This is a genomic window from Streptomyces sp. B93, from assembly GCF_018070565.1.
Taxonomy (GTDB): Bacteria; Actinomycetota; Actinomycetes; order Streptomycetales; family Streptomycetaceae; genus Streptomyces.
In genome coordinates this window covers 1-19,010 of the sequence record NZ_JAGPXL010000059.1, presented here as the reverse complement: position 1 = coordinate 19,010, position 19,010 = coordinate 1, and the positions used below count along the sequence as shown (strand labels likewise).

15 protein-coding genes are annotated in these 19,010 nt (G+C 72.6%); 9 read left to right on the top strand and 6 right to left on the bottom strand.

The window, feature by feature from the left end:
• The first annotated feature begins 51 nt into the window (after positions 1–51).
• The 6 genes from KBY47_RS32665 (at position 52) to KBY47_RS32640 (ending at position 8,754) form a co-directional block, all read left to right on the top strand.
• Positions 52–1,305 (top strand): FAD-binding protein, encoded by a 1,254-nt coding sequence (locus KBY47_RS32665; RefSeq protein ID WP_210927641.1) that lies wholly within the window; start codon positions 52–54, stop codon positions 1,303–1,305.
• A gap of 88 nt (positions 1,306–1,393) precedes the next feature.
• Entirely contained in the window at positions 1,394–2,668 is a 1,275-nt protein-coding gene (locus KBY47_RS32660; protein ID WP_210927639.1) for an ROK family transcriptional regulator, read from the top strand.
• A 196-nt stretch (positions 2,669–2,864) separates the two neighbouring features.
• Positions 2,865–4,133: an ABC transporter substrate-binding protein gene (locus KBY47_RS32655; RefSeq protein WP_210927637.1), complete on the top strand. Its 1,269-nt coding sequence runs from the start codon at positions 2,865–2,867 to the stop codon at positions 4,131–4,133.
• 23 nt (positions 4,134–4,156) lie between these two features.
• Positions 4,157–5,047, top strand: coding sequence for a carbohydrate ABC transporter permease (locus tag KBY47_RS32650; protein WP_247695592.1), 891 nt, complete (start codon positions 4,157–4,159; stop codon positions 5,045–5,047).
• A complete protein-coding gene (locus tag KBY47_RS32645) occupies positions 5,044–5,877 on the top strand; it encodes a carbohydrate ABC transporter permease (protein ID WP_210927635.1) in 834 nt (277 codons plus the stop codon). Before KBY47_RS32650 ends, KBY47_RS32645 begins: the two co-directional genes overlap by 4 nt.
• A 12-nt stretch (positions 5,878–5,889) precedes the next feature.
• Entirely contained in the window at positions 5,890–8,754 is a 2,865-nt protein-coding gene (locus KBY47_RS32640; protein ID WP_210927633.1) for a glycoside hydrolase family 2 TIM barrel-domain containing protein, read from the top strand.
• Between the two features lie 180 nt (positions 8,755–8,934).
• Here KBY47_RS32640 and KBY47_RS32635 read toward each other — a convergent pair whose 3' ends face one another.
• On the bottom strand, positions 8,935–9,450 hold the full coding sequence (locus KBY47_RS32635; protein ID WP_210927631.1) for a hypothetical protein: 516 nt from the start codon (positions 9,448–9,450) through the stop codon (positions 8,935–8,937).
• Complete coding sequence (locus KBY47_RS32630; protein WP_210927629.1) at positions 9,447–11,165, bottom strand: PHP domain-containing protein; 1,719 nt, start codon at positions 11,163–11,165, stop codon at positions 9,447–9,449. The genes KBY47_RS32635 and KBY47_RS32630 overlap by 4 nt, the downstream gene beginning before the upstream one ends.
• Before the next feature lie 271 nt (positions 11,166–11,436).
• Between KBY47_RS32630 and KBY47_RS32625 the strand changes: the two genes are divergently transcribed.
• The 3 genes from KBY47_RS32625 to KBY47_RS32615 all read left to right on the top strand — a co-directional run bounded on the left by KBY47_RS32625 (position 11,437) and on the right by KBY47_RS32615 (position 14,414).
• Complete coding sequence (locus tag KBY47_RS32625; RefSeq protein ID WP_210927627.1) at positions 11,437–12,015, top strand: TetR-like C-terminal domain-containing protein; 579 nt, start codon at positions 11,437–11,439, stop codon at positions 12,013–12,015.
• Between the two features lie 175 nt (positions 12,016–12,190).
• Positions 12,191–13,648, top strand: a complete 1,458-nt coding sequence (locus KBY47_RS32620; RefSeq protein ID WP_210927624.1) for a hypothetical protein — start codon at positions 12,191–12,193, stop codon at positions 13,646–13,648.
• Between the two features lie 37 nt (positions 13,649–13,685).
• Positions 13,686–14,414, top strand: a complete 729-nt coding sequence (locus tag KBY47_RS32615) for a hypothetical protein (protein ID WP_210927622.1) — start codon at positions 13,686–13,688, stop codon at positions 14,412–14,414.
• Here the strand turns inward: KBY47_RS32615 and KBY47_RS32610 are convergent.
• The 4 genes from KBY47_RS32610 to KBY47_RS32595 all read right to left on the bottom strand — a co-directional run bounded on the left by KBY47_RS32610 (position 14,401) and on the right by KBY47_RS32595 (position 18,735).
• Positions 14,401–14,820: an NUDIX hydrolase gene (locus tag KBY47_RS32610; protein WP_210927666.1), complete on the bottom strand. Its 420-nt coding sequence runs from the start codon at positions 14,818–14,820 to the stop codon at positions 14,401–14,403. The genes KBY47_RS32615 and KBY47_RS32610 overlap by 14 nt on opposite strands.
• Before the next feature lie 105 nt (positions 14,821–14,925).
• Positions 14,926–15,714 carry an isocitrate lyase/phosphoenolpyruvate mutase family protein gene (locus KBY47_RS32605; protein WP_210927620.1) on the bottom strand — a complete coding sequence of 263 codons (789 nt, stop codon included), beginning with the start codon at positions 15,712–15,714 and terminating at the stop codon, positions 14,926–14,928.
• A 10-nt stretch (positions 15,715–15,724) separates the two neighbouring features.
• Positions 15,725–17,599 carry a DUF2264 domain-containing protein gene (locus KBY47_RS32600; RefSeq protein WP_210927618.1) on the bottom strand — a complete coding sequence of 625 codons (1,875 nt, stop codon included), beginning with the start codon at positions 17,597–17,599 and terminating at the stop codon, positions 15,725–15,727.
• Positions 17,600–17,661: 62 nt separating this feature from the next.
• Entirely contained in the window at positions 17,662–18,735 is a 1,074-nt protein-coding gene (locus KBY47_RS32595) for a rhamnogalacturonan acetylesterase (RefSeq protein ID WP_210927616.1), read from the bottom strand.
• Positions 18,736–19,010: the final 275 nt, after the last annotated feature.

The following is a 19,010-nucleotide window of genomic DNA, read 5'->3' as shown; positions in this document are numbered from 1 at the left end:
GGCAGTGATGTGATGGCCCCGCACACCGTTTCTCCCGGGGAGGGGCCCCGCATGACCGAGACCGTGACCAACTGGGCGGGCAACATCACCTACACCGCCAAGGAGCTGCACCGCCCGCGCTCCCTGGACGCGCTGCGCTCCCTCGTCGCGGACGGCGCCCGGGTGCGGGTGCTGGGCAGCGGGCACTCCTTCAACGTCATCGCCGACCCGGGCCCGGACGGCGTACTGCTCTCCCTGGACGCCCTGCCGCCGGCGGTCGACGTCGACACGGCCGCCCGTACGGTACGGGTCTCGGGCGGCGTCCGGTACGCCGAGCTGGCCCGTGCGGTGCACGCCCACGGCCTCGCCCTGCCCAACATGGCCTCCCTCCCGCACATCTCCGTCGCCGGGTCCGTCGCGACCGGCACCCATGGCTCGGGCGTCGGCAACGGCCCCCTCGCGGCGCCGGTGCGGGCGGTGGAGCTGGTCACCGGCGACGGTACGACGGTGACGGTCGAGCGCGGGGAGGAGCGCTTCGGCGGCGCGGTCACCGCCCTCGGCGCACTCGGCGTGGTCACGGCGCTCACCCTCGACCTGGAGCCCGCCTACGAGGTGGAGCAGCACGTCTTCACCGAGCTGCCGCTCACCGGGCTCGACCCGGCGGCGTTCGAGACGGTGATGTCGGCGGCGTACAGCGTGAGCCTGTTCACCGACTGGCGGGAGCCGGGGTTCCGGCAGGTGTGGCTCAAGCGGCGCAGCGACCAGCCGCTGCCGGACTTCCCCTTCGCCGCCCCCGCGACGGAGAAGATGCACCCCGTGCCGGGCATGCCCGCCGTCAACTGCACCGAGCAGTTCGGGGTGCCGGGGCCCTGGCACGAGCGGCTGCCGCACTTCCGGGCGGAGTTCACGCCGAGCAGCGGGGCGGAGCTCCAGTCGGAGTACCTGCTGCCGCGCCGGTACGCCGTCGACATGCTGACGGCGCTGGACGGCATCCGGGACACGGTCGCCCCGGTGCTCCAGACCTGCGAGATCCGCGCGGTCGCCGCCGACGGGCAGTGGCTGAGCCCGGCGTACGGACGGGACACGGTCGCCGCGCACTTCACCTGGATCGAGGACACGGCGGCCGTACTGCCCGTGGTGCGGCGTCTGGAGGCGGCGCTGGACGGCTTCGAGGCACGGCCGCACTGGGGGAAGGTGTTCACCACCCCGGCGCACGCCCTGCGCGAGCGGTACCCCCGGCTGGGCGACTTCCGGGCGCTGGCCGCCGAGCTGGACCCGGCCGGGAAGTTCGCCAACGCGTTCGTACGGGACGTGCTCGGCGGCTGACGGAAGGCACCCGGACACCGGACGGACTTGCCGCACCCCTTCGCACATCCCTTGTGGAAAGCCCGCCGCACCCCATAGCCTCCCCACCGTGCGCACATCACGGGACATCCGCACCGCCAACCGCTACGGGGTGCTGCGCCAGATCATCGCCTCCTCCCCCACCTCCCGGCAGGAGCTGGCCGCCGCCACCGGACTGAGCCTGGCCACCGTCGCCACGCTCGTCGGTGAGCTGCTCGACCTGGGCATGATCACCGAGGTGGGCTTCGAGGACTCGGCGGGCGGCCGTCCGCGGGGGCTCGTCGCCGTCAACGCGTCGGGGGGCGCGTTGATCGGCGTGGACATCGCGGAGACGTACGTCCATGTCGAACTGTTCGACCTGGCGCTGAACGTGCTGGCCCGCACCGAGGACGACGTCCGCCCCGGCGAGAGCCGCCCCGAGCGGCTGGTCGGCAAGGTCGCCGCCGCCGTCGGCTCGGTGGTCGCGCAGGCCGGGGTCGAGGCGGCCCGGGTGCTGGGCGTCGGGGTGAGCATGCCGGGGCAGGTGGACCGGGCCACCGGCGTCTCCGAGTACGCGCCGAACTGGGACCACTGGCGCGACGTGCCGCTGCTCGGTCTGCTCGCCGAGCACATCGCCTACCCGCTCCACCTGGACAACCCGCTGCGCGCCTGCGCGGTGGCCGAGCTGTGGTTCGGGGCGGCGCGCGGGCGCAGCGACGCCGTGGTGGTCAACCTCGGCACCGGAGTGGGCGCCGGGCTGGTGCTGGGCGGCGGGGTGCACCGCGGGGTGAGCAACAGCGCGGGCGAGTGGGGGCACACCACCCTGGTGCTCGACGGGCGGCCGTGCCACTGCGGCAACCACGGCTGTGTGGAGACGTACGTCGGCGCGCCCGGCATCATGCGGCACCTGCGCGAACTGAGCCCGGACAGCGCCCTGTTGCACCCCGAGGACCAGACCGCCACCGTCGACGCGCTGGCCCGGGGCGTCGCCGCGGGCGACCCCCTGGCCGTACGGGTGCTGCGGGACACCGCGCGCTATCTCGGCGCCGGGATCGCCGACCTGGTCAATCTGCTCAACCCCGAGGTCGTGGTGCTCAGCAGCTGGGTCGCGGCCACCCTCGGGGAACCGCTGCTCGCCGAGGTGCGCGAGGCCGTCGCCCGGCACGCCCTGCGGCGTCCGCTGGCCGCCACCGAGATCGTGCTCTCCCCGATCCCCACCGACCCGGTGTGCCTGGGCGCGGCGACCTTCGCGCTGGAGGGCACGCTCCAGTCGGCCGGACAGCGCGGCGCCGCCGCCACGCGACGCACCCCCGCCCCTGCCCCTGCCCCCGCCCCCGCCCGGAGCCGTACCGCACCGCCCGCCTGACGCCCCGCGTCCGGCTCATCCGGCTCGTCCGGCTCATCCGGCTCGTCCGGCATCCCGAACACCGCGCAACATTTCGCACGCACTTCGTCCAACCCCTTGCCGAAGTATTGGCCGAAGGTTAACGTCCCGCACCGCAAGCCGAACGAGTCACGGGGTCAGTGAGAGCCGCAGCCGCACTCGAGACAAGGACGTCGCCATGTCGGCACTGAGCAGCAACACCAACTGGGACCGCCGATCCGTACTGCGCGCCACCCTGGGCCTGACCGCCGCGGGGGCGCTGGCCGCCTGCGGCGGCGACAACGGACGGGGCGGCGGCTCCGGGTCGGGCCCGAACCTCGTGCAGTACTTCCACGCCTACGGCGAGGCGGGCACCGAGCAGGCCATCAAGCGGTACGCCAAGGACTACGGCAAGGCCACCGTCCGTACCCAGTGGATCACCGGCACCAACTTCGAGAGCAAGCTGTTCTCCGCGCTGCTCACCGACACCGCCCCCGACGTCTTCGAGTTCCACCCCCAGATACAGCTCGTCAGGAGCGGCCAGGTCGCCGATCTGACCGAACTGGTCGAACCGGTCAAGGACGACTTCAACCAGGCGGACATCGCCTCGCACACCATCGACGGGAGGATCTGGGGCGTCCGTATGATCGACGACCCGCAGTTCTTCTACTACCGCAAGTCCCTGCTCGCGGACGCGGGCATCGAACCCCCCGCCACCCTGGACGAACTGGTCGAGGCCGCGGCCAAGCTCACCACCGACAAGGTCAAGGGCGTCTTCCTCGGCAACTCGGTCACCCCGGTGATGAACCCGCTGATCTGGTCCACGGGCGCCGACACCCTCACCGACGGAAACGAGATCGCCTACCACACGGACGCGGTCGCCGAGGGCCTGACGAAGCTGCGCTCCATGTTCGAGGCCGGGCACCTGCTGCTGGACGCGCCCGCCGACTGGTGGGACCCCTCCGCGATCACCCAGGGCCTGGTCGCCATCCAGTGGTGCGGGATGTGGGCGATGCCGGTGATCCAGGAGGCCCTCGGCGACGACGTCGGCATCATCCCCTTCCCCGCGTCCGCGGACGGCGGGAAGCCCGCGGTGGTCAACGGCGGCTGGTCGATGTTCGTCAACGCGAAGTCGAGACACATCGACGAGGCCAAGGAGTACGTCAAGTGGCTGTGGATCGACCAGAAGGAGCACCAGGAGGACTGGGCCCTGTCGTACGGCTTCCACATCCCGCCGCGCACCTCCCTCGCCGAGTCCGCCGAGAAGCTGAAGACGGGCCTGGCGGCCGAGGGCGTACGGCTGTTCAACGAGTTCGGGCACTTCGACAACCCGGCCTGGACCCAGGCGATGATCGTCGCCCTGGAGGGCGTCGTCGCCGACGCGGTCCGCAAGGGCGGGGACCCCGAGGCGGCCCTCGACAAGGCGGACCGGACCGTCGGCCGGGAGCTGAAGAAGCTGTTCGGATAGGCCGACTAGGACGGACCCCGACCATGATCCGTGGCCGCACCCTCAACTTCTGGCTGTTCACCGGCCCGTTCCTCACCGGGCTCGTGATCTTCGTCTATGTCCCGATCGGCTGGAGCGCGTACCTGTCCTTCTTCGAGGCGCGCTACACGGTCACCCCGAGCACGTTCGTCGGCTTCGACAACTACCGGCACATGCTGACGAACGACCGCTTCACCGACGCCCTGGTCACCTTCACCGTCTTCGCCGCGATCGTCGTCCCCGTCACCTGGGCGCTCTCCCTGGGGCTCGCGCTGCTGGTGAACCGCATCCGCTTCATGCGGGCGTTCTTCCGGTCGGTGTTCTTCCTGCCGACGGCGGTCAGCTTCGTCGCCGCCTCGCTGATCTGGAAGATGTCCGTGTTCAGCGGGGTCCGCTTCGGCCTGGCCAACACCGTGCTCGGCTGGTTCGGCGTCGACGGCATCGCCTGGCTCGCCGATCCCAACCCGCCCTGGTACTGGCTGGTCATCGTCACCGTACGGCTGTGGCTCCAGTCCGGCTTCTACATGATCCTGTTCCTGGCCGCCCTGCAGAACATCCCGCGCGAGCTGTACGAGGCCGCCGCGCTCGACGGCGCCAGACCCGGCTGGCAGACCTTCCGCCATGTCACGCTGCCCCAGCTGCGCGCCACCTCCACGGCCGTGGTTCTGCTGCTGCTCGTCGCCGCCTACCAGGCCTTCGACGAGTTCTTCAACCTGCTCGCCAAGACCACCTGGGGCCGCCCGCCACTGGTCGAGCTGTACTACACCGCGCTGGGCGAGAACCAGGACTACGGCGCGGGCAGCGCGGGCGCGATGATCCTGACCCTGCTGATCTGCGTCGTCACCCTGTTCCAGGGCAGGCTCATGGGCTTCGGGAGGGGTGAGGAGGCCAAGTGAACACCAGACGGGCGACCACCAGCACCGGCCTGTACCTCGCCACCGGCATCGCCGCGTTCCTCTTCCTGGTCCCCTTCTACCTGATCGTCCGCAACGCCCTGTCCACGGACGCCGAGATCACCGGCGAGGAGTGGCGGTTCTTCCCCACGGACATCCAGTGGGGCAACGTCACCGAACTGTTCGACGACCCGACGGTCCCCTTCGCCCGCTCCCTGTGGAACTCCGCGGTCGTCGGCGTCCTGCACACGCTCGGGACCCTGCTGGTGTGCTCCCTCGCCGGATACGGCCTGGCCCGCATCCCCTACCGGCACGCCGACAAGATCTTCTACGCCGTCCTGGTGACCCTGATGGTGCCGACCGCGGTCACCTTCGTACCGAGCTTCGTGCTGGTGTCGTCACTCGGATGGGTGTCCAGTCTGCGCGGACTGGTCATTCCGGGGCTGTTCAGCGGTTTCACCTGCTTCCTCTTCCGGCAGTACTTCCTGGGATTCCCCAAGGAACTGGAGGAGGCGGCGCGCGTGGACGGACTCGGCTACTGGGGCGCGTACTGGCGCGTCGTCGTGCCCAACTCGCTGAACTTCTTCGCCGCCATCGCCACCATCACCTTCATCAGCGGCTGGAACGCCTTCCTATGGCCGCTGGTCATCGGCCAGGACGAGCAGGCCTGGACGGTGCAGGTGGCGCTCTCCTCGTACATGACCAACCAGACCGTCAACTTCCATCTGATCTTCATGGCCACCGCCATTTCCATCCTGCCCCTGGTGTTCGTGTTCCTCTTCCTCCAGCGCTGGCTGGTCCAGGGCATCGCACAGACCGGCATCAAGGGCTGACCAAGGAGACCGATGTCTTTGCGCACCACCGCCTACGTCACGGACGTCACCCCCGGCGCGGGCGTCCTGCCGCCGCGCGCCTGGTACCCGGCGTCCGACGCGAAGTCCCTCTCCCTCAACGGCACCTGGCGCCTGCGCCGCTCGGCGACGGCCGACGCGCACGACGACGCCTTCGCGGCGCCCGGACACGACACCCGCGACTGGGCGGAGGTGACCGTCCCCGGCCACTGGGTCCTCCAGGGCGACGGCGCCTTCGGCTCCCCCGTCTACACCAACCACCTCTACCCCTTCCCGGTGGACCCCCCGCACGTCCCCACCGAGAACCCGACCGGCGACCACGTGCGCGTCTTCGACCTGCCGAAGGACTGGCCCAGGCTGTCCGAGGGCGGCGCCCTGCTGCGCTTCGACGGGGTCGAGTCCTGCGCCCGGGTGTGGCTCAACGGCACGGAGCTGGGCTGGTTCACCGGCTCGCGGCTGCCGCACGAGTTCGCGGTCGGCGAGCTGCTGCGGCCCACCGGGAACGTCCTCGCCGTCCGGGTCCACCAGTGGTCGGCGGGCTCCTACCTGGAGGACCAGGACCAGTGGTGGCTGCCGGGCATCTTCCGTGACGTCACCCTGCTGCACCGCCCCGAGGGCAGCGTCACCGACTTCTTCGTGCACGCCTCCTACGACCACCGCACGGGCGAGGGCACGCTGTGCGTGGACTCCGGGGTCGCGGGCCGGATCACGGTGCCCGCGCTGGACATCGACATCGCCACCGGCGCGACGGCGACCGTACCGGTCGACCCCTGGACCGCGGAGACCCCGACGCTGTACGACGGTGTCCTCGCCACGCCGGGTGAGCGGGTGCCGCTGCGCATCGGCTTCCGCACGGTCGCCCTCGAGGACGGCCTGATCAAGGTCAACGGCAGGCCGCTCCTCTTCAAGGGCGTCAACCGTCACGAGTGGCACCCCGAGCACGGCCGCGCCCTGGACCTGGAGACCATGCGCCAGGACGTGCTGCTGATGAAGCGGCACAACATCAACGCCGTCCGCACCTCCCACTACCCGCCGCACCCGGCCTTCCTCGACCTGTGCGACGAGTACGGCCTGTGGGTGATCGACGAGTGCGACCTGGAGACCCACGGCTTCACCGAGCAGTCCTGGCGGGACAACCCGGTCGACGACGACCGCTGGACCCCGGCCCTGCTGGACCGCGCCGCCCGCATGGTGGAACGGGACAAGAACCACCCCTCGGTCGTCGTCTGGTCGCTCGGCAACGAGGCGGGCACCGGCCGCGGCCTCACCGCGATGGCCGAGTGGATCCACGCCCGGGACGCCTCCCGGCTGGTCCACTACGAGGGTGACGTCGACTGCCGCGACACCGACGTGTACTCCCGGATGTACCCCCCGCACGCGGAGGTCGAGCGCATCGGCCGCTCCCTCGACGGCGGCACCCGCAAGCGCCGCCGACTCCCCCTCGTCCTCTGCGAGTACGGCCACGCCATGGGCAACGGCCCCGGCGGACTCGCCGACTACCAGCGCCTCTTCGAGCGGTACGACCGTCTCCAGGGCGGTTTCGTCTGGGAGTGGATCGACCACGGCATCCGGCACCCGGAGCTGGGCTTCGCCTACGGCGGCGACTTCGGCGAGGAACTGCACGACGGCAACTTCGTCTGCGACGGCCTGCTCTTCCCCGACCGGACCCCGTCACCGGGCCTGCTGGAGTACCGGAAGGTGATCGAACCGGTCCGCATCGAGGGCCAGGGCAGGGACGGCTCGGTACGGATCACCAACGCCCACGACTTCGCCGACCTGTCGGCGCTGACCTTCACCTGGTCGTACGACGTCGAGGGCGAGACGGCGGCGACGGGCACCCTGTCGGTCCCGGCCCTCACCCCGGGCGAGTCGGCGGAGCTGAAACTCCCCGAACCGCCCGCCGCCGAGGGCCCGGAGGCCCGCTGGACGATCCGCGCCCTGCTCGCCCAGGACGCCCCCTGGGCCCCGAGGGACCATGTGGTGGCCTGGACCCAGCTCCCCGTGACCCCGCACCGCCCCCCGGCCCTCACCCCGAGCACCGCCCCCACCTCCGCCTCCGACGGCATCCACCTGGGCCCGGCCACCTTCGACGCCCGCACCGGCACCCTGCTCGCCCTCGGCGACCTGGAGGTCACCGGCCCCCGGCTGGACGTGTGGCGGGCCCCCACCGACAACGACGAGGGCGCCCCCTGGCAGCCCGACGCCCGCCTCGGCCCCCTCTGGCGCAAGCTGGGCCTGCACCGGATGCGGCACCGGGTGGACGCCGTGGAGCCGGACGGGACCGGCCTCACCGTGCGCACCCGGGTGGCACCCGCCGGAGCCGAGGTGGGCCTCGCGACGGCCTACCGCTGGGCGTCGGACGGCGAACGCCTGAAACTGACGGTCTCCGTCGTCCCGGAGGGCGACTGGACCCTCCCGCTCCCCCGGCTCGGCGTCCGCCTCGCCCTCCCCCGGGCCGGCCGCGTCCGCTGGTTCGGCGGCGGCCCCGGCGAGGCCTACCCCGACACCCGGTCCGCCTCCCGGTCGGCCCGCTGGACCGCCTCCGTCGACGACCTCCAGACCCCCTACGTCCGCCCCCAGGAGAACGGCGCCCGCGCCGACGTCCACTGGGTGGAGCTGGGCGGTCTGCGCATCGACGGCGATCCGGCGTTCTGGTTCACGGCCCGCCGCTGGACGACGGAACAACTGGAAGCCGCCGCCCACCTGACGGACCTGACCCCCGGCGACAAGGTGTGGGTCAACCTGGACCACGGCCAGATGGGCATCGGCTCCCAGTCCTGCGGACCGGGCGCCCTGCCCCAGTACCACCTGCACGCCCGCCCGGCCGAGTTCTCGTTCGTCTTCTCGACGCGGGGCTGACCGGTCACTGTCCGGACACCCCCGCGTACCGCTCTGATAATCTCACCGTCACCTGCCGCGGGGGCCCCTTCCGGACGCCGCTTCACGGCAGTCAGGGATCAGGCCATTGCGCGCTCCCCCCGGTTCAACTGCCCGTTCACCGGGGGGAGTCGCGCGATGGCCTGGCTCGTTCCCGGGCCCTCAGTGGTCCGCGCAGCACGGCGTCGGTTCCGGCACCTCGAAGGGGACGAGGGTGCCGCCGATCGCGGGCATCGCGGTGAGGACGAGATCACCGCCCTGCCACTGCGGGCGCACATGGTCACGGGTCACAAGACGGGCGGACGGCTCCGGTTCCCCGGCCGCGCCCAGGACCGTCACCCGGTCGATCGCGGACCGGGCCAGCACGTCCGCGACGGTCAGCGTGCCGGTGAGGTCCCGGGCACCCGGATAGACGACCGCCCGGCCGGACGCGTCCGGAACACCTTCCGTCACGTCATGCCCCTCGGCCGTGAGCCGTTCCCGCACCGGGCCCAGCAGGGCGCCCGACGGCAACACGAAGGACACCACCACGCGCGGCCGGTCGTCCCGCACCAGATGGGTGCAGCCGAACGTGCCCTCGGGGAGGGCGAGTCCGGCGGCGAGCGCCTGGAGGAGATGGTCGGCCGCGCGCAGGTCCCTCAGACCGGCGTCGGCGGTGAGGGCGTAGGAGGTCGTCACGACGGGAGGACCCACACCGGGTTGGTGTAGAACCACAGGTCCTGCCACGGGTCGGCGTCACCGACGACATCGAGGGCGGGGCCCGCCGGGTCCACGGCCGCGCCCATCGCGCCGACCGCGCCGCGCTTGCCGTCGGTGCCGCGCAGCCGGACGTAGACGGGACGGTCGACCTTGCCGAGGTCGTAGGTGAGGCGGACCGTGCCGGTGGACTTGTTGACCTCGTACGACCGGACGACCCTGGCGGTCGGCGCGGTGAAGGTGTCCTTGTCGGAGACCTCGCCGGTGACATCGCCCTGGATGACGTCGACGCGGGCCAGCCGGGGCACGAAGCCCGCCCAGTTGGGGCCGCCCGCGAGCGCCACGTCGACGGTCAGGGTGACCTTGGTGCCCTTCTTGACGTGCAGGGCGCCGCCCAGGGTGGCCCAGCGGCTGCCGCCGGAGACCCGGACGTCGAGGGCGCTGAGCAGCTGGCCGTGGTCGACCCAGATGCGGCCCGCGCGGATGCCGTCCATGACGGCGGCGTAGGAGAAGCCGTCGGAGCCGACGTGGGTACGGCTGTAGTAGCCGGGCCAGTAGTCGGCCTGGGCGAGGTCGATCTGACCGGCGTAGACCGGGTCCTCGTACTTGCCGTTGGCGTTGAAGTCGCTGTTCGGGCCGCGCATGGTGGTGTCGCCGTAGTTCTGGTGCGAGTCCGAGTTCGCGGTGATCCACCAGGGCTTGCCCTCGGCGAGGAGGCTGTCCCACAGGCCGCCGACGGTGGCGGTCATCCAGTCGAAGCCGCCCCAGGTGCGGTAGGACTCCGGCGGGTAGCCCGCGAAGGAGTTGGCGCTGGGGTTGTTGTCGTAGATGCCGCGGGCCCGGCCGGGGCCGAGCGGGGCGGGCAGGCCGCCCGCCTGGTGGCCGGGGGCGCCCTCGAAGCCGACGGCGATCTGCCGGTCGGCGCCGGTGGCGTCGCGCCAGCCGCGGATCTCGTGCGGGGAGTCGACACCGCGCCGCGCCGGGTGGTTGGCGAGCATGAGCGCGTCCTTGACCTTGCGCCGCCGCACCTGCTCCGCGAGGAAGTTCAGGCCCGCGATGGCGAGGGCCTCGTTGGCGGGGGTGGAGTCGGAGGCGCCCTTGACGCTGCCGTCGTAGTCGGTCTCGAACTGCTTGAGGACGGAGACCTCGTTCTTGCCGGGGTGCACGAAGACCGTGCCGTGCTCGGCGGCGGGGATGTTCCACTCCAGGCCCTGGAAGACGAGGGTGTCCTCGTAGGCGGCGCGGGCCTGCTGGATGTCGGGGTTGACCTTGTCGACACCGATCCTGGCGTGCGTGGTGCTGCCGTGGTCGGTGATGACCAGCCAGTCCATGCCGTAGCGGGCGCCCTGGCGGACCTGGTCGACGACGCGGTACTTGCCGTCGCTGCTGTACTGGGTGTGGATGTGGTGGTCACCGGCCAGCCACAGGAATCCGTTCTTCTTGCGGCTGCCGGAGGAGGCGGCCGTGGCGTAGGCGGGGGCGGCGGCCGAGCCGACCACGCTGGTGGCCGCGAGGCCCGCGCCGAGGAGCCCGGCGCGGCGCAGCAGCGAGCGGCGCGACTGCTGCTCGGGGGAGAGGGCCTCGTCCGGCACGGAGGTGTCGAAGGCGGCGGGCAGGGGGGCCGTCGAGTGCCCGTGATCGTGATCGTGGTGGTGTCCGTGGTGGTGGCCGTGTCCGTGGCCGTGACCGTGACCCATGAAATGTGCCTCCTGGATGCCGCTGCCATGCGCGGCTGCCTGCTGCGGCGCTCACTGCGCCGCGTGAGGAGGATCAGGGCGGAAGGTGAATTTTGAACGACCCGGTGGTGAGCACCAGACGTCCCCGACACGGACGCTCGAACCATCCTCCACAGCTTCCCCAACTCCCCTTGATATAAAGGGCAGTTGACTTCCGTCCCGGCCGCCCCTCCCGGCTCGACTAGGCTGCCGCCGAAGTCGGTCGGCGCAACGGTGGAGGAGGTGGTCGCCCATGGCCCGCGCGGGCATCACCGCCGACCGCCTCGTCGCGGCCGCCGCCGACCTCGCCGACGAGGTCGGCTTCGAGCACGTCACCCTGTCCGCGCTCGCCCGCCGCTTCGGCGTCAAGGACGCCAGCCTGTACTCCCACGTGAGCGGACTGCGCGAGCTGCGCACCCGGCTCGCGCTGTTCGCCGGGGCCGAACTGATCGACGCCATCGCGGCGGCGGTCGCCGGCCGCGCGGGCAAGGACGCGCTGACCGCCTTCGCCACCGCCTACCGCACGTACGCGCTCACCCACCCCGGCCGCTACGCCGCCACCCAGATCCGCATCGACCCGGAGCTGACCACCGACTCCCCCGCCCTGCGCCGCACCACCGACGTCACCTACGGCATGCTCCGCGCCTACGACCTCCACGAACCCGACCTCACCGACGCCGTCCGCCTGCTGCGCAGCACCTTCCACGGCTACTGCGTCCTGGAGGCCGCCGGAGCCTTCGCGCACTCCCGCGACGTACAGGCCTCCTGGGACAAGGCCGTCGACGCCCTGCACACGGCGCTGGAGCACTGGCCGCGCGAGACACCTCGGTGACGGAAGTGAGCGGCGCGGTGTGGGAGGGCTCGGTGGGGGCCAGGCGTGAGGGCTCGGTGTGGGAGGGCGAAAACAGCGGTACGAACGACGAGTCGGGGCCGGTTCCCTAGACTGGGATCTTCATCCAGCCCCGCGTGCCGACACTCGGGGGCCACCACGGGGGAGGGAGCGCGCCTTGACCCAACAGCGGCTCGGACGCGGCCCGTTGCGCACCCCCGACCCCGCCCCGCCCACCGGACCGGACGCCGGGGGCTCACCACCCGCGCGGTTCGTCGGCTGGCTCGGCGGCCTCGGCTGCCTCGCCGCCGGGTACGCAGTGTTCCAGTTCCTCTTCGGCGTACTGCCGGACTCCCTCGGCGGTGAGGCCGCCCGCTATCTGGTCGCCGGTGTCAGCGGAGTGGGCACCGGAGTGGCGGCCTGGCTGGCCGCGGCCCTGCTGCGCGCCCGCGCCTCCGCCGCCTCTGCCACCGCCGGGCCGCACGATCCCGCCGCCCTCGGCACGGGCGCCCTCGCGCCGGGCCCGGGCCCGCTGCCCGAGGTGTTCGCCGCCGCCTACGAGACCCTCGTCGCCCAGGTGTCGGTGGTCGACGACCCGGACGCGGGCCGGCTGACCGGCTGGTCCCACTCCCTCGGCGAACCCGGCCGGCCCACCCCGGCCACACCCGACCCCGCCGTGCACCGCCCCACCCCCGTCGGCACCGCATACGGGCTGCACACCATGCTCGACCTCGGCATGCCCGACGGCCGGCTCAGCACCGGCGACCTGGTCGAGACCCTGTGGCGGCTGCGGCTGCCCGGCGGCGGCTGGTCGGCGCGGTCGCAGGGCGCCGAGGCCCGCCCCGAGGTCACCGCGCTGGTACTGGGCGCACTCGCCCGCGCCGGGGCCTCCCGCGAACTGCTCGCCGCCGAGGTGGACCGCTGCACCGGCGCCTTCACCCGGCAACTGGACCGGCCGGGACGGGAGTCCACCCACGTCGTGACGACCGTGCTGCGCGGCCTGCTGCGCGCCGCACCCGACCACGAGATCGTCCCCCGGCTGCACGAGGCCCTGGCCGACGGCGCGATCAGCGACGACCGCCGTGACCACCTGCGCTGCTGGAGCTACCGCCTCGGCCCGCCCTACGGCCCCCCGTCACCCCTGCACACCGCGCTCGCGGTGATCGCCCTGGACCGGGCCGCCCGGGTGCTCGGCGAGAGCGCCGCCGCCCGCGCCGCCCGCGAGGACGGCGTCCGCTGGCTGCTGGCCTGCCGCGACGCGCCCCACCACAGCTGCCTGGACCTGGAGAACCTGCGCGAGGAGGTACGCCGCCCCCGCACCGACGACCCCGCACGCCACGAGGTGCTGAACGTACGGCACTTCACCGCCTCCTGGGTGGCCCGCGCCCTGCTCACCCCGGGCGCGCTGGAGGCCGCCCGCCGGGACGGGCTCATGCCGGAGTGGCGGGAGCGGCTGGACGGCGCGATCAGCGCGGTGTGGGCCGGGCAGACCGACGGCATCTGGATCTGGGGCCGGGGCGACAGCACCGAGCTGCGGCGCCCGATGTGGATGACGTACCAAGGCCTTTCGGCGCTGCGCGCGCATGCCGTATGGATGTACCAGCCGGATCGACCGGCCGTTCCCCACCATCACTGAACTGGGCCCGCGCGGCCCGGAGTTGGAGGAAGACCACATGGGTGGTCGGCACGTCCTGGCGGCCCGGCGGCTGCTGACGGAGACACTGGACGCGGAACTGCCCGAGCACGAGCTGGCGGTCGCAGCCCGTGACGTGGTCGCCGAACTCGGCCGCCCCGAACGGCTGCTGGACCTGATCACCGAGATCGCCTCCGGAGAGGACGACGACCCGGCGGGCCTCGCGAACCTCTCGTACCGCCACGTCCTTGGCTTCGACAAGCTGCTCCTGATCGACGGCGGCCCGCGCCACATGCTCCGCGCCCACCTGTGGCACCCGGGCCGGGGCGCCCTCGGCAAGGAGGACATCCACAACCACCGCTCCCCGCTGGCGTCCTGTGTGGTGCGCGGGCGGCTGGCGATGGAGCTGTACGAGACCGACGGCGACGGCGGCCTCCGTACCGACCGCTACCAGGAGTCCCTGGCGGAGGAGTCCGCGCACTGGCGGCTGTCGCCCGCCGGTCCGGCGCGGCTGCGGCTGACGCACACGGCCCGGTTCGCGGCGGGCAGCGCCTACGCCCTGCCCGCACACACCCTGCACCGGGCCTGGTGCGACACTCGGGAGCCCACGGTGACGCTGTTCCTGGAGACGGGCGCCGAACGGCGGCGCCACACGGACGTGTTCACGGCGGCGGGCCCGCATCCGGGCGCGGTGGCCAAGGTCCCGATGGGAGTGCCGGACTACCTTGAGGCGCTGACCGGGCTGGCGGAACTGCTCAGGGCCGGGTGAGTGCCTGACGGACGACGTCCAGGTTGTAGTCGTCGATGTCGACGCCGGACAGCTCGGCCGGCGCCAGCCAGGCGTACGCCTGGTCCGGCTCGGGCAGGGCGACCTGCCAGGTGATCGGCCTGACCAGGAAGTTCTCCTGCCAGTTCTTGATCTCTTGGCCCCGGTAGTCGCTGACGAAGGACGACTCGCCGACCTTGCGGACGACCTCGCCGAGCAGCCCCGTCTCCTCCTTCAGCTCCCGCAGCGCACCGTCCGCGGCGCTCTCACCGGGCTCCAGCTTCCCGCAGGGCACGCCCCACACCCGGGGCAGGAAACGCTCCCGCTCACTGCGGCGCACCAGCAGCACCCGGCCCGTGCCGTCCACCACGACGGCGGACGCGAGCCGCCGGTCCGAGGGGGTGTCCATGCTCATCGGTGCTCGGCCCTTCGCCGGTGACGAGTCCAAAGGGTCTGATACCCGCGAAAGCGTCAACGCTACCAGGATCGCCCCCATCTGGCAGTGGCACAGGTCTCAGCCACCGCTCAACGCCCGCACATCGGCGTACGACGGTGTGGTGCCCGCCGGTACCCGCCCCGCGCGGACCTGCGCAAGCGCCTCGGCGGCGGCACCCAGGGCGCGCCGGTAGAGAAGGGACCCGAGGCTGATCCGGCACACACCGAGGGCGGTGAGCTCGGCGACGGTGGGCCCGGCGGGCGAGTACAGGACGTTGAGGGGAAGGCCGCCGAGGTCCCGCACCAGCGCCGCGACGAGGGCGGGATCGGTCAGCCCCGGCACGAAGACACCGTCGGCACCCGCGTCCCGGTAGGCGTGGAGGCGGGTGAGGGTCTCGTCGTAGCGGGCGCGGCTGTCGCCACTGTCGCCGGCTCCGGTCCAGTGGGTGTCGGTGCGGGCGTTGACGAACAGCCCCGGCGCCGCGTCCTTCACGGCGGCGATCTTCTCGGCGTGCCGGGGCGCGGGCAGCAGCCCGTCCTCCAGGTTGATCCCCACGGCGCCCACCGCCCACAGCTCACGGGCGAACGCGGCGACCTCGGCGGGGTCGTCGCCGAAGCCGTCCTCCGCGTCGACGGAGAGCAGGAAGGGGCCGGAGCCGAGCCGGAGGGCGAGCCGCAGGGTCTCCTCCCGAGTGGCCCCCGTACCGTCCGGCAGCCCGGCGCCCGCAGCGACACCGAGGCTGGTGGTGCCGACGGCCGGGAATCCCTGGGCGGCCAGCAGCCGGGCGGAGGCGTGGTCCCAGGCGGTGGGCAGCAGCAGCGGGTCGCCGGGACGGTGGAGTGCGGCGAAGGCGGTCGGACCAGTCATGCCCCGAACGCTAGGCGCCCGGCACTTCGGTACCGGCCGAACCTTCCTCGGCGGGAAGGGAGAGGGGCTGGACGGGAAGGGGCCGGACGGTGGGCCCACCGGGCCCGGTGGAGAACCGGAACCGGACGGCGGGGCCGCCGAGCCACCGCACACCCAACTCCGGCCCCTCGTCCACCGTCACCCCCACCAGCTTCCCCAACGGCAGCGGATCCGGCTCACCGGTCAGCCGCACGAGCACCACGAAGAGCGCCGCCGCGTCCTCTAGGACCCCGGTGACCTCAGTGGCTCCAATGGCCCCAGTGATCCCGGTGGCCTCAGTGGCCCCAGTGCCTTCGGTGCCTCCGGTGACTCCGGTGACTCCGGTGAGGGAATCGTCCAGCCCGACCACCGCCCGGATCTCGGCCCGCGGGGACGCCGCGCCTTCCTCTCCCACGGCCCACCCCGTCGCCCGCACCACCGTCCCCTCGGCCGCCCCGCTCACCCAGAACGCCCGCACCTCCACGGCGCCCCGCACCACGACCAGGCTCACCACCCGCACCCCGCCCCCCGCCCGGTGCCGGGAGGCCACCCACCCGTCCCCCACCCCGAGCGGCTCGATCCCGGTACGGCTCCCGTCGCCACCGACGAGCAGGCTGTTGTCGTACGACGGTGAGGGCGCCGTGGTGGTCGAGTAGGCGAGGCGCGTGTAGTACGGGTCGTAGCGGGTGTCCTCGCTGCCGTGGTTGTGGAGGCGGACGAGCCCGTCCGAACGGGTCGACTGGAGCAGCCAGTTGGGTGCGGCGAGCGGCGTGACCGCGTCGGCGCGCTCCGCCGGTCCGGGTTCCTCGACGGCCGTCCAGACCTCGTGCTCCGGGGGCAGCAGCAGGCCGAGGAAGCCCTTGCTGGCCCAGTACGGGGAGGCGGGGCCGGAGTAGCCCTGGAGGACGGAGTCGTCGGGGCCGTGCCAGCCGAGGGTGAGCAGGCCGCGCTCGTCGACGGCGCCCCGGTCGAGGAAGTGCCGGAGCGCGCCGGACGCCAGGCGCCGGGTCTCGCCGGGCGACAGGGGGGTGTGGCCGGTGAGCGCGCCCAGCCACAGGGGGGCGGCGGTGGCGAAACGGTAGGTGAGGGAACGGCCCTGGCGCACGGGGGCGCCGTCGCCGCCGAACAGCCGGGAGTAGTCCGCGAGATGACGGGAGAGACGGGGGCCGTAGTGGTCGAGGAGGCGGGGGTCGTCCTCGAGCCAGGCGTGCAGGACGGGGTAGAGGTGCAGGGCCCAGCCGTTGTAGTAGTCGAACTTGCGTCCGTCGCCGTCGGTGTACCAGCCGTCGCCGACGTACCACCGCTCGAGGCGTTCCAACCCGCGTTCGACGGCGGCGCGTGCGGCCTCCGGTCGATGGCCGACCTCGGACAGGAATCCGCCGACGGTCACCGGGAACAACTCCCAGTTGCAGGGCCAGGGTTCGGCGGTGAGCGCGTCGCCGAGCCAGTCCGCGGCGCGCTGCCGCACCGTGTCGGGCAGGCGGTCCCACAGCAGGGGTCGGGTGAGCCGCAGGGCCAGGGCGATGGACGCGGCCTCGACGAGCGGCTGGCCGCGGTCCTCGATGCGGGGCCAGACGCCGGACACCCCCGCGGCCAGCCCGTCCGCGTACCGTTCGAGGACCTTCTCGTCCCCACGGAAGGCGGCCAGCAGCAGCGTACGGGCGTAGCCCTCCAGGCCGTCGGAGAGGTGGCCGGACCAGCTGGTGCGGTCGCCGGGGAGGTGGTAGAGGGCACGGTCCTCGGTGGTGTACGGCCCGACGGCGGCGAGCAGGGCGTCGGCGGCGGCCTCCCAGTGGGCGCGGGTGAAGCCGGTAAGAGGGCTGAGGGTGTGGGGGTTGTGGGTGCCGTCGTCGGGAGGCAGTTCCATGGGCGGGGTCCTTCCAGCGGGGGCCTGGGACGCCCCGGTTCCGGTCGGGGCGCCCCAGGGGTTCATCCCACCCGTACCAGGCCCGGGGGCACCAGTCGGCGGGCGAGGAGTTCGTCGCGGACGAGGGCCGCGTAGACGGTGGCGCCGTGCCGGGAGGTGTGGGTGTTGTCGCGCTTTTCGTCGTAGAGGTAGAGGGACTTGGAGCCCTCGACACCGAGCGCCTCGACGACCTCCTTCGTCCGCGCCGTCAGGTCGATCAGCGGGACGTCCTCGGCGGCGGCGACCGAGCGGATGACCGCCGGGTGGTCGACACCGAGCCCGTTGACGAGGAGGGCGGTGCCGTTGTTCAGGGTGCCGTCGGCGTTGAACCACCGCCGCACGACCGGGGTGACGAGGACGGGCTCCCCGCCCTGTTCCCGCACCCCCGCGACCAGGGCCTCGAGGTTGGCGCGGTAGGTCGGCTCGTCGGTGGTCTTGTCGTTGTGCGCGAGCTGGACCAGGACGAGGTCACCGGGCCGGATCAGCGGCCGTACGGTGTCCCACAGCCGGGGGTCGGCGAGATAACTGACGGTGCTCTCACCGGAGTCGGCGTGATTGGCGACGGACAGCCCCTTGCGGAGGAACTGCGGCAACTGCTGCCCCCAGCCGTAGTAGGGGTCGCCGGGCTGGTCGCAGACGGTGGAGTCGCCGACGAGGAGGATCTGCCGGGTATGGCGACGGGCCGGGGTGACCCGGATGTCGGCGAGCGCGGGCGCGGCACCTCCGAACACCAGGTCGAGCCCCGGGGTGCCGTCAGCCCCGGTGGGCTCACCCTCAGGGGTACGCACGTCCACGGTGAAGGCCCGTGCGACGCGCTCCCCCGCCGGTACGGCCGTCTCGGGCAGCAGCGCCCGCCGGGTCTCCCCACCGACGCTCGTACTGGACGCCGAGTCCCCGCCGAGCACCACCTTGACGTCGTAGGCGCCGGACGGGACGTCGAAGTGGCAGGCGGTGGGGGTGCAGTGGTCGATGCCGAGGGCGGGAGGTCGGGCGGGAGCTTGGGCGTGGGCGGGGTTGGGGGTCGGTGCGGTGCCGAGGGCGATGGTTGCGGTGAGGGCTAGGCAGGTGAGATGGCTGGTGCGTCTGGCACGGCTCATGGGCGGGACCGTACCGTGCGATGGCAAGCGCTTACTAGAGGTGGGGTGGGCACAAGTTCGGGTTGAATTCCGTGGGTTCAGGGGCCGTGGGAGGGATGGGTTGCCGTGGGGGCCGCCCGCTTCTTCGCCAGTGTCGTGCTTCCACGACCCGGCCTCAAGGGCGCTCCGCTATCGCTCCGCGTCGCCTTCGGCGATGGCCCTGCGGGCCACCCTTGACCCCGGCCCGCTCCAGCCCGGGTGAGAAGCGAGCGGACGGCCCGGAAAGACGGGTGGCC

What these genes read in the sequence shown, in the direction of transcription:
- KBY47_RS32665 (WP_210927641.1), top strand. Translation starts at nt 52, where the DNA reads ATGACCGAGACCGTGACCAACTGGGCGGGCAACATCACCTACACCGCC.
- KBY47_RS32655 (WP_210927637.1), top strand. Translation starts at nt 2,865, where the DNA reads ATGTCGGCACTGAGCAGCAACACCAACTGGGACCGCCGATCCGTACTG.
- KBY47_RS32650 (WP_247695592.1), top strand. Translation starts at nt 4,157, where the DNA reads ATGATCCGTGGCCGCACCCTCAACTTCTGGCTGTTCACCGGCCCGTTC.
- KBY47_RS32640 (WP_210927633.1), top strand. Translation starts at nt 5,890, where the DNA reads ATGTCTTTGCGCACCACCGCCTACGTCACGGACGTCACCCCCGGCGCG.
- KBY47_RS32630 (WP_210927629.1), bottom strand. Translation starts at nt 11,165, where the DNA reads ATGGGTCACGGTCACGGCCACGGACACGGCCACCACCACGGACACCAC.
- KBY47_RS32625 (WP_210927627.1), top strand. Translation starts at nt 11,437, where the DNA reads ATGGCCCGCGCGGGCATCACCGCCGACCGCCTCGTCGCGGCCGCCGCC.
- KBY47_RS32615 (WP_210927622.1), top strand. Translation starts at nt 13,686, where the DNA reads ATGGGTGGTCGGCACGTCCTGGCGGCCCGGCGGCTGCTGACGGAGACA.
- KBY47_RS32610 (WP_210927666.1), bottom strand. Translation starts at nt 14,820, where the DNA reads ATGGACACCCCCTCGGACCGGCGGCTCGCGTCCGCCGTCGTGGTGGAC.
- KBY47_RS32605 (WP_210927620.1), bottom strand. Translation starts at nt 15,714, where the DNA reads ATGACTGGTCCGACCGCCTTCGCCGCACTCCACCGTCCCGGCGACCCG.
- KBY47_RS32600 (WP_210927618.1), bottom strand. Translation starts at nt 17,599, where the DNA reads ATGGAACTGCCTCCCGACGACGGCACCCACAACCCCCACACCCTCAGC.
- KBY47_RS32595 (WP_210927616.1), bottom strand. Translation starts at nt 18,735, where the DNA reads ATGAGCCGTGCCAGACGCACCAGCCATCTCACCTGCCTAGCCCTCACC.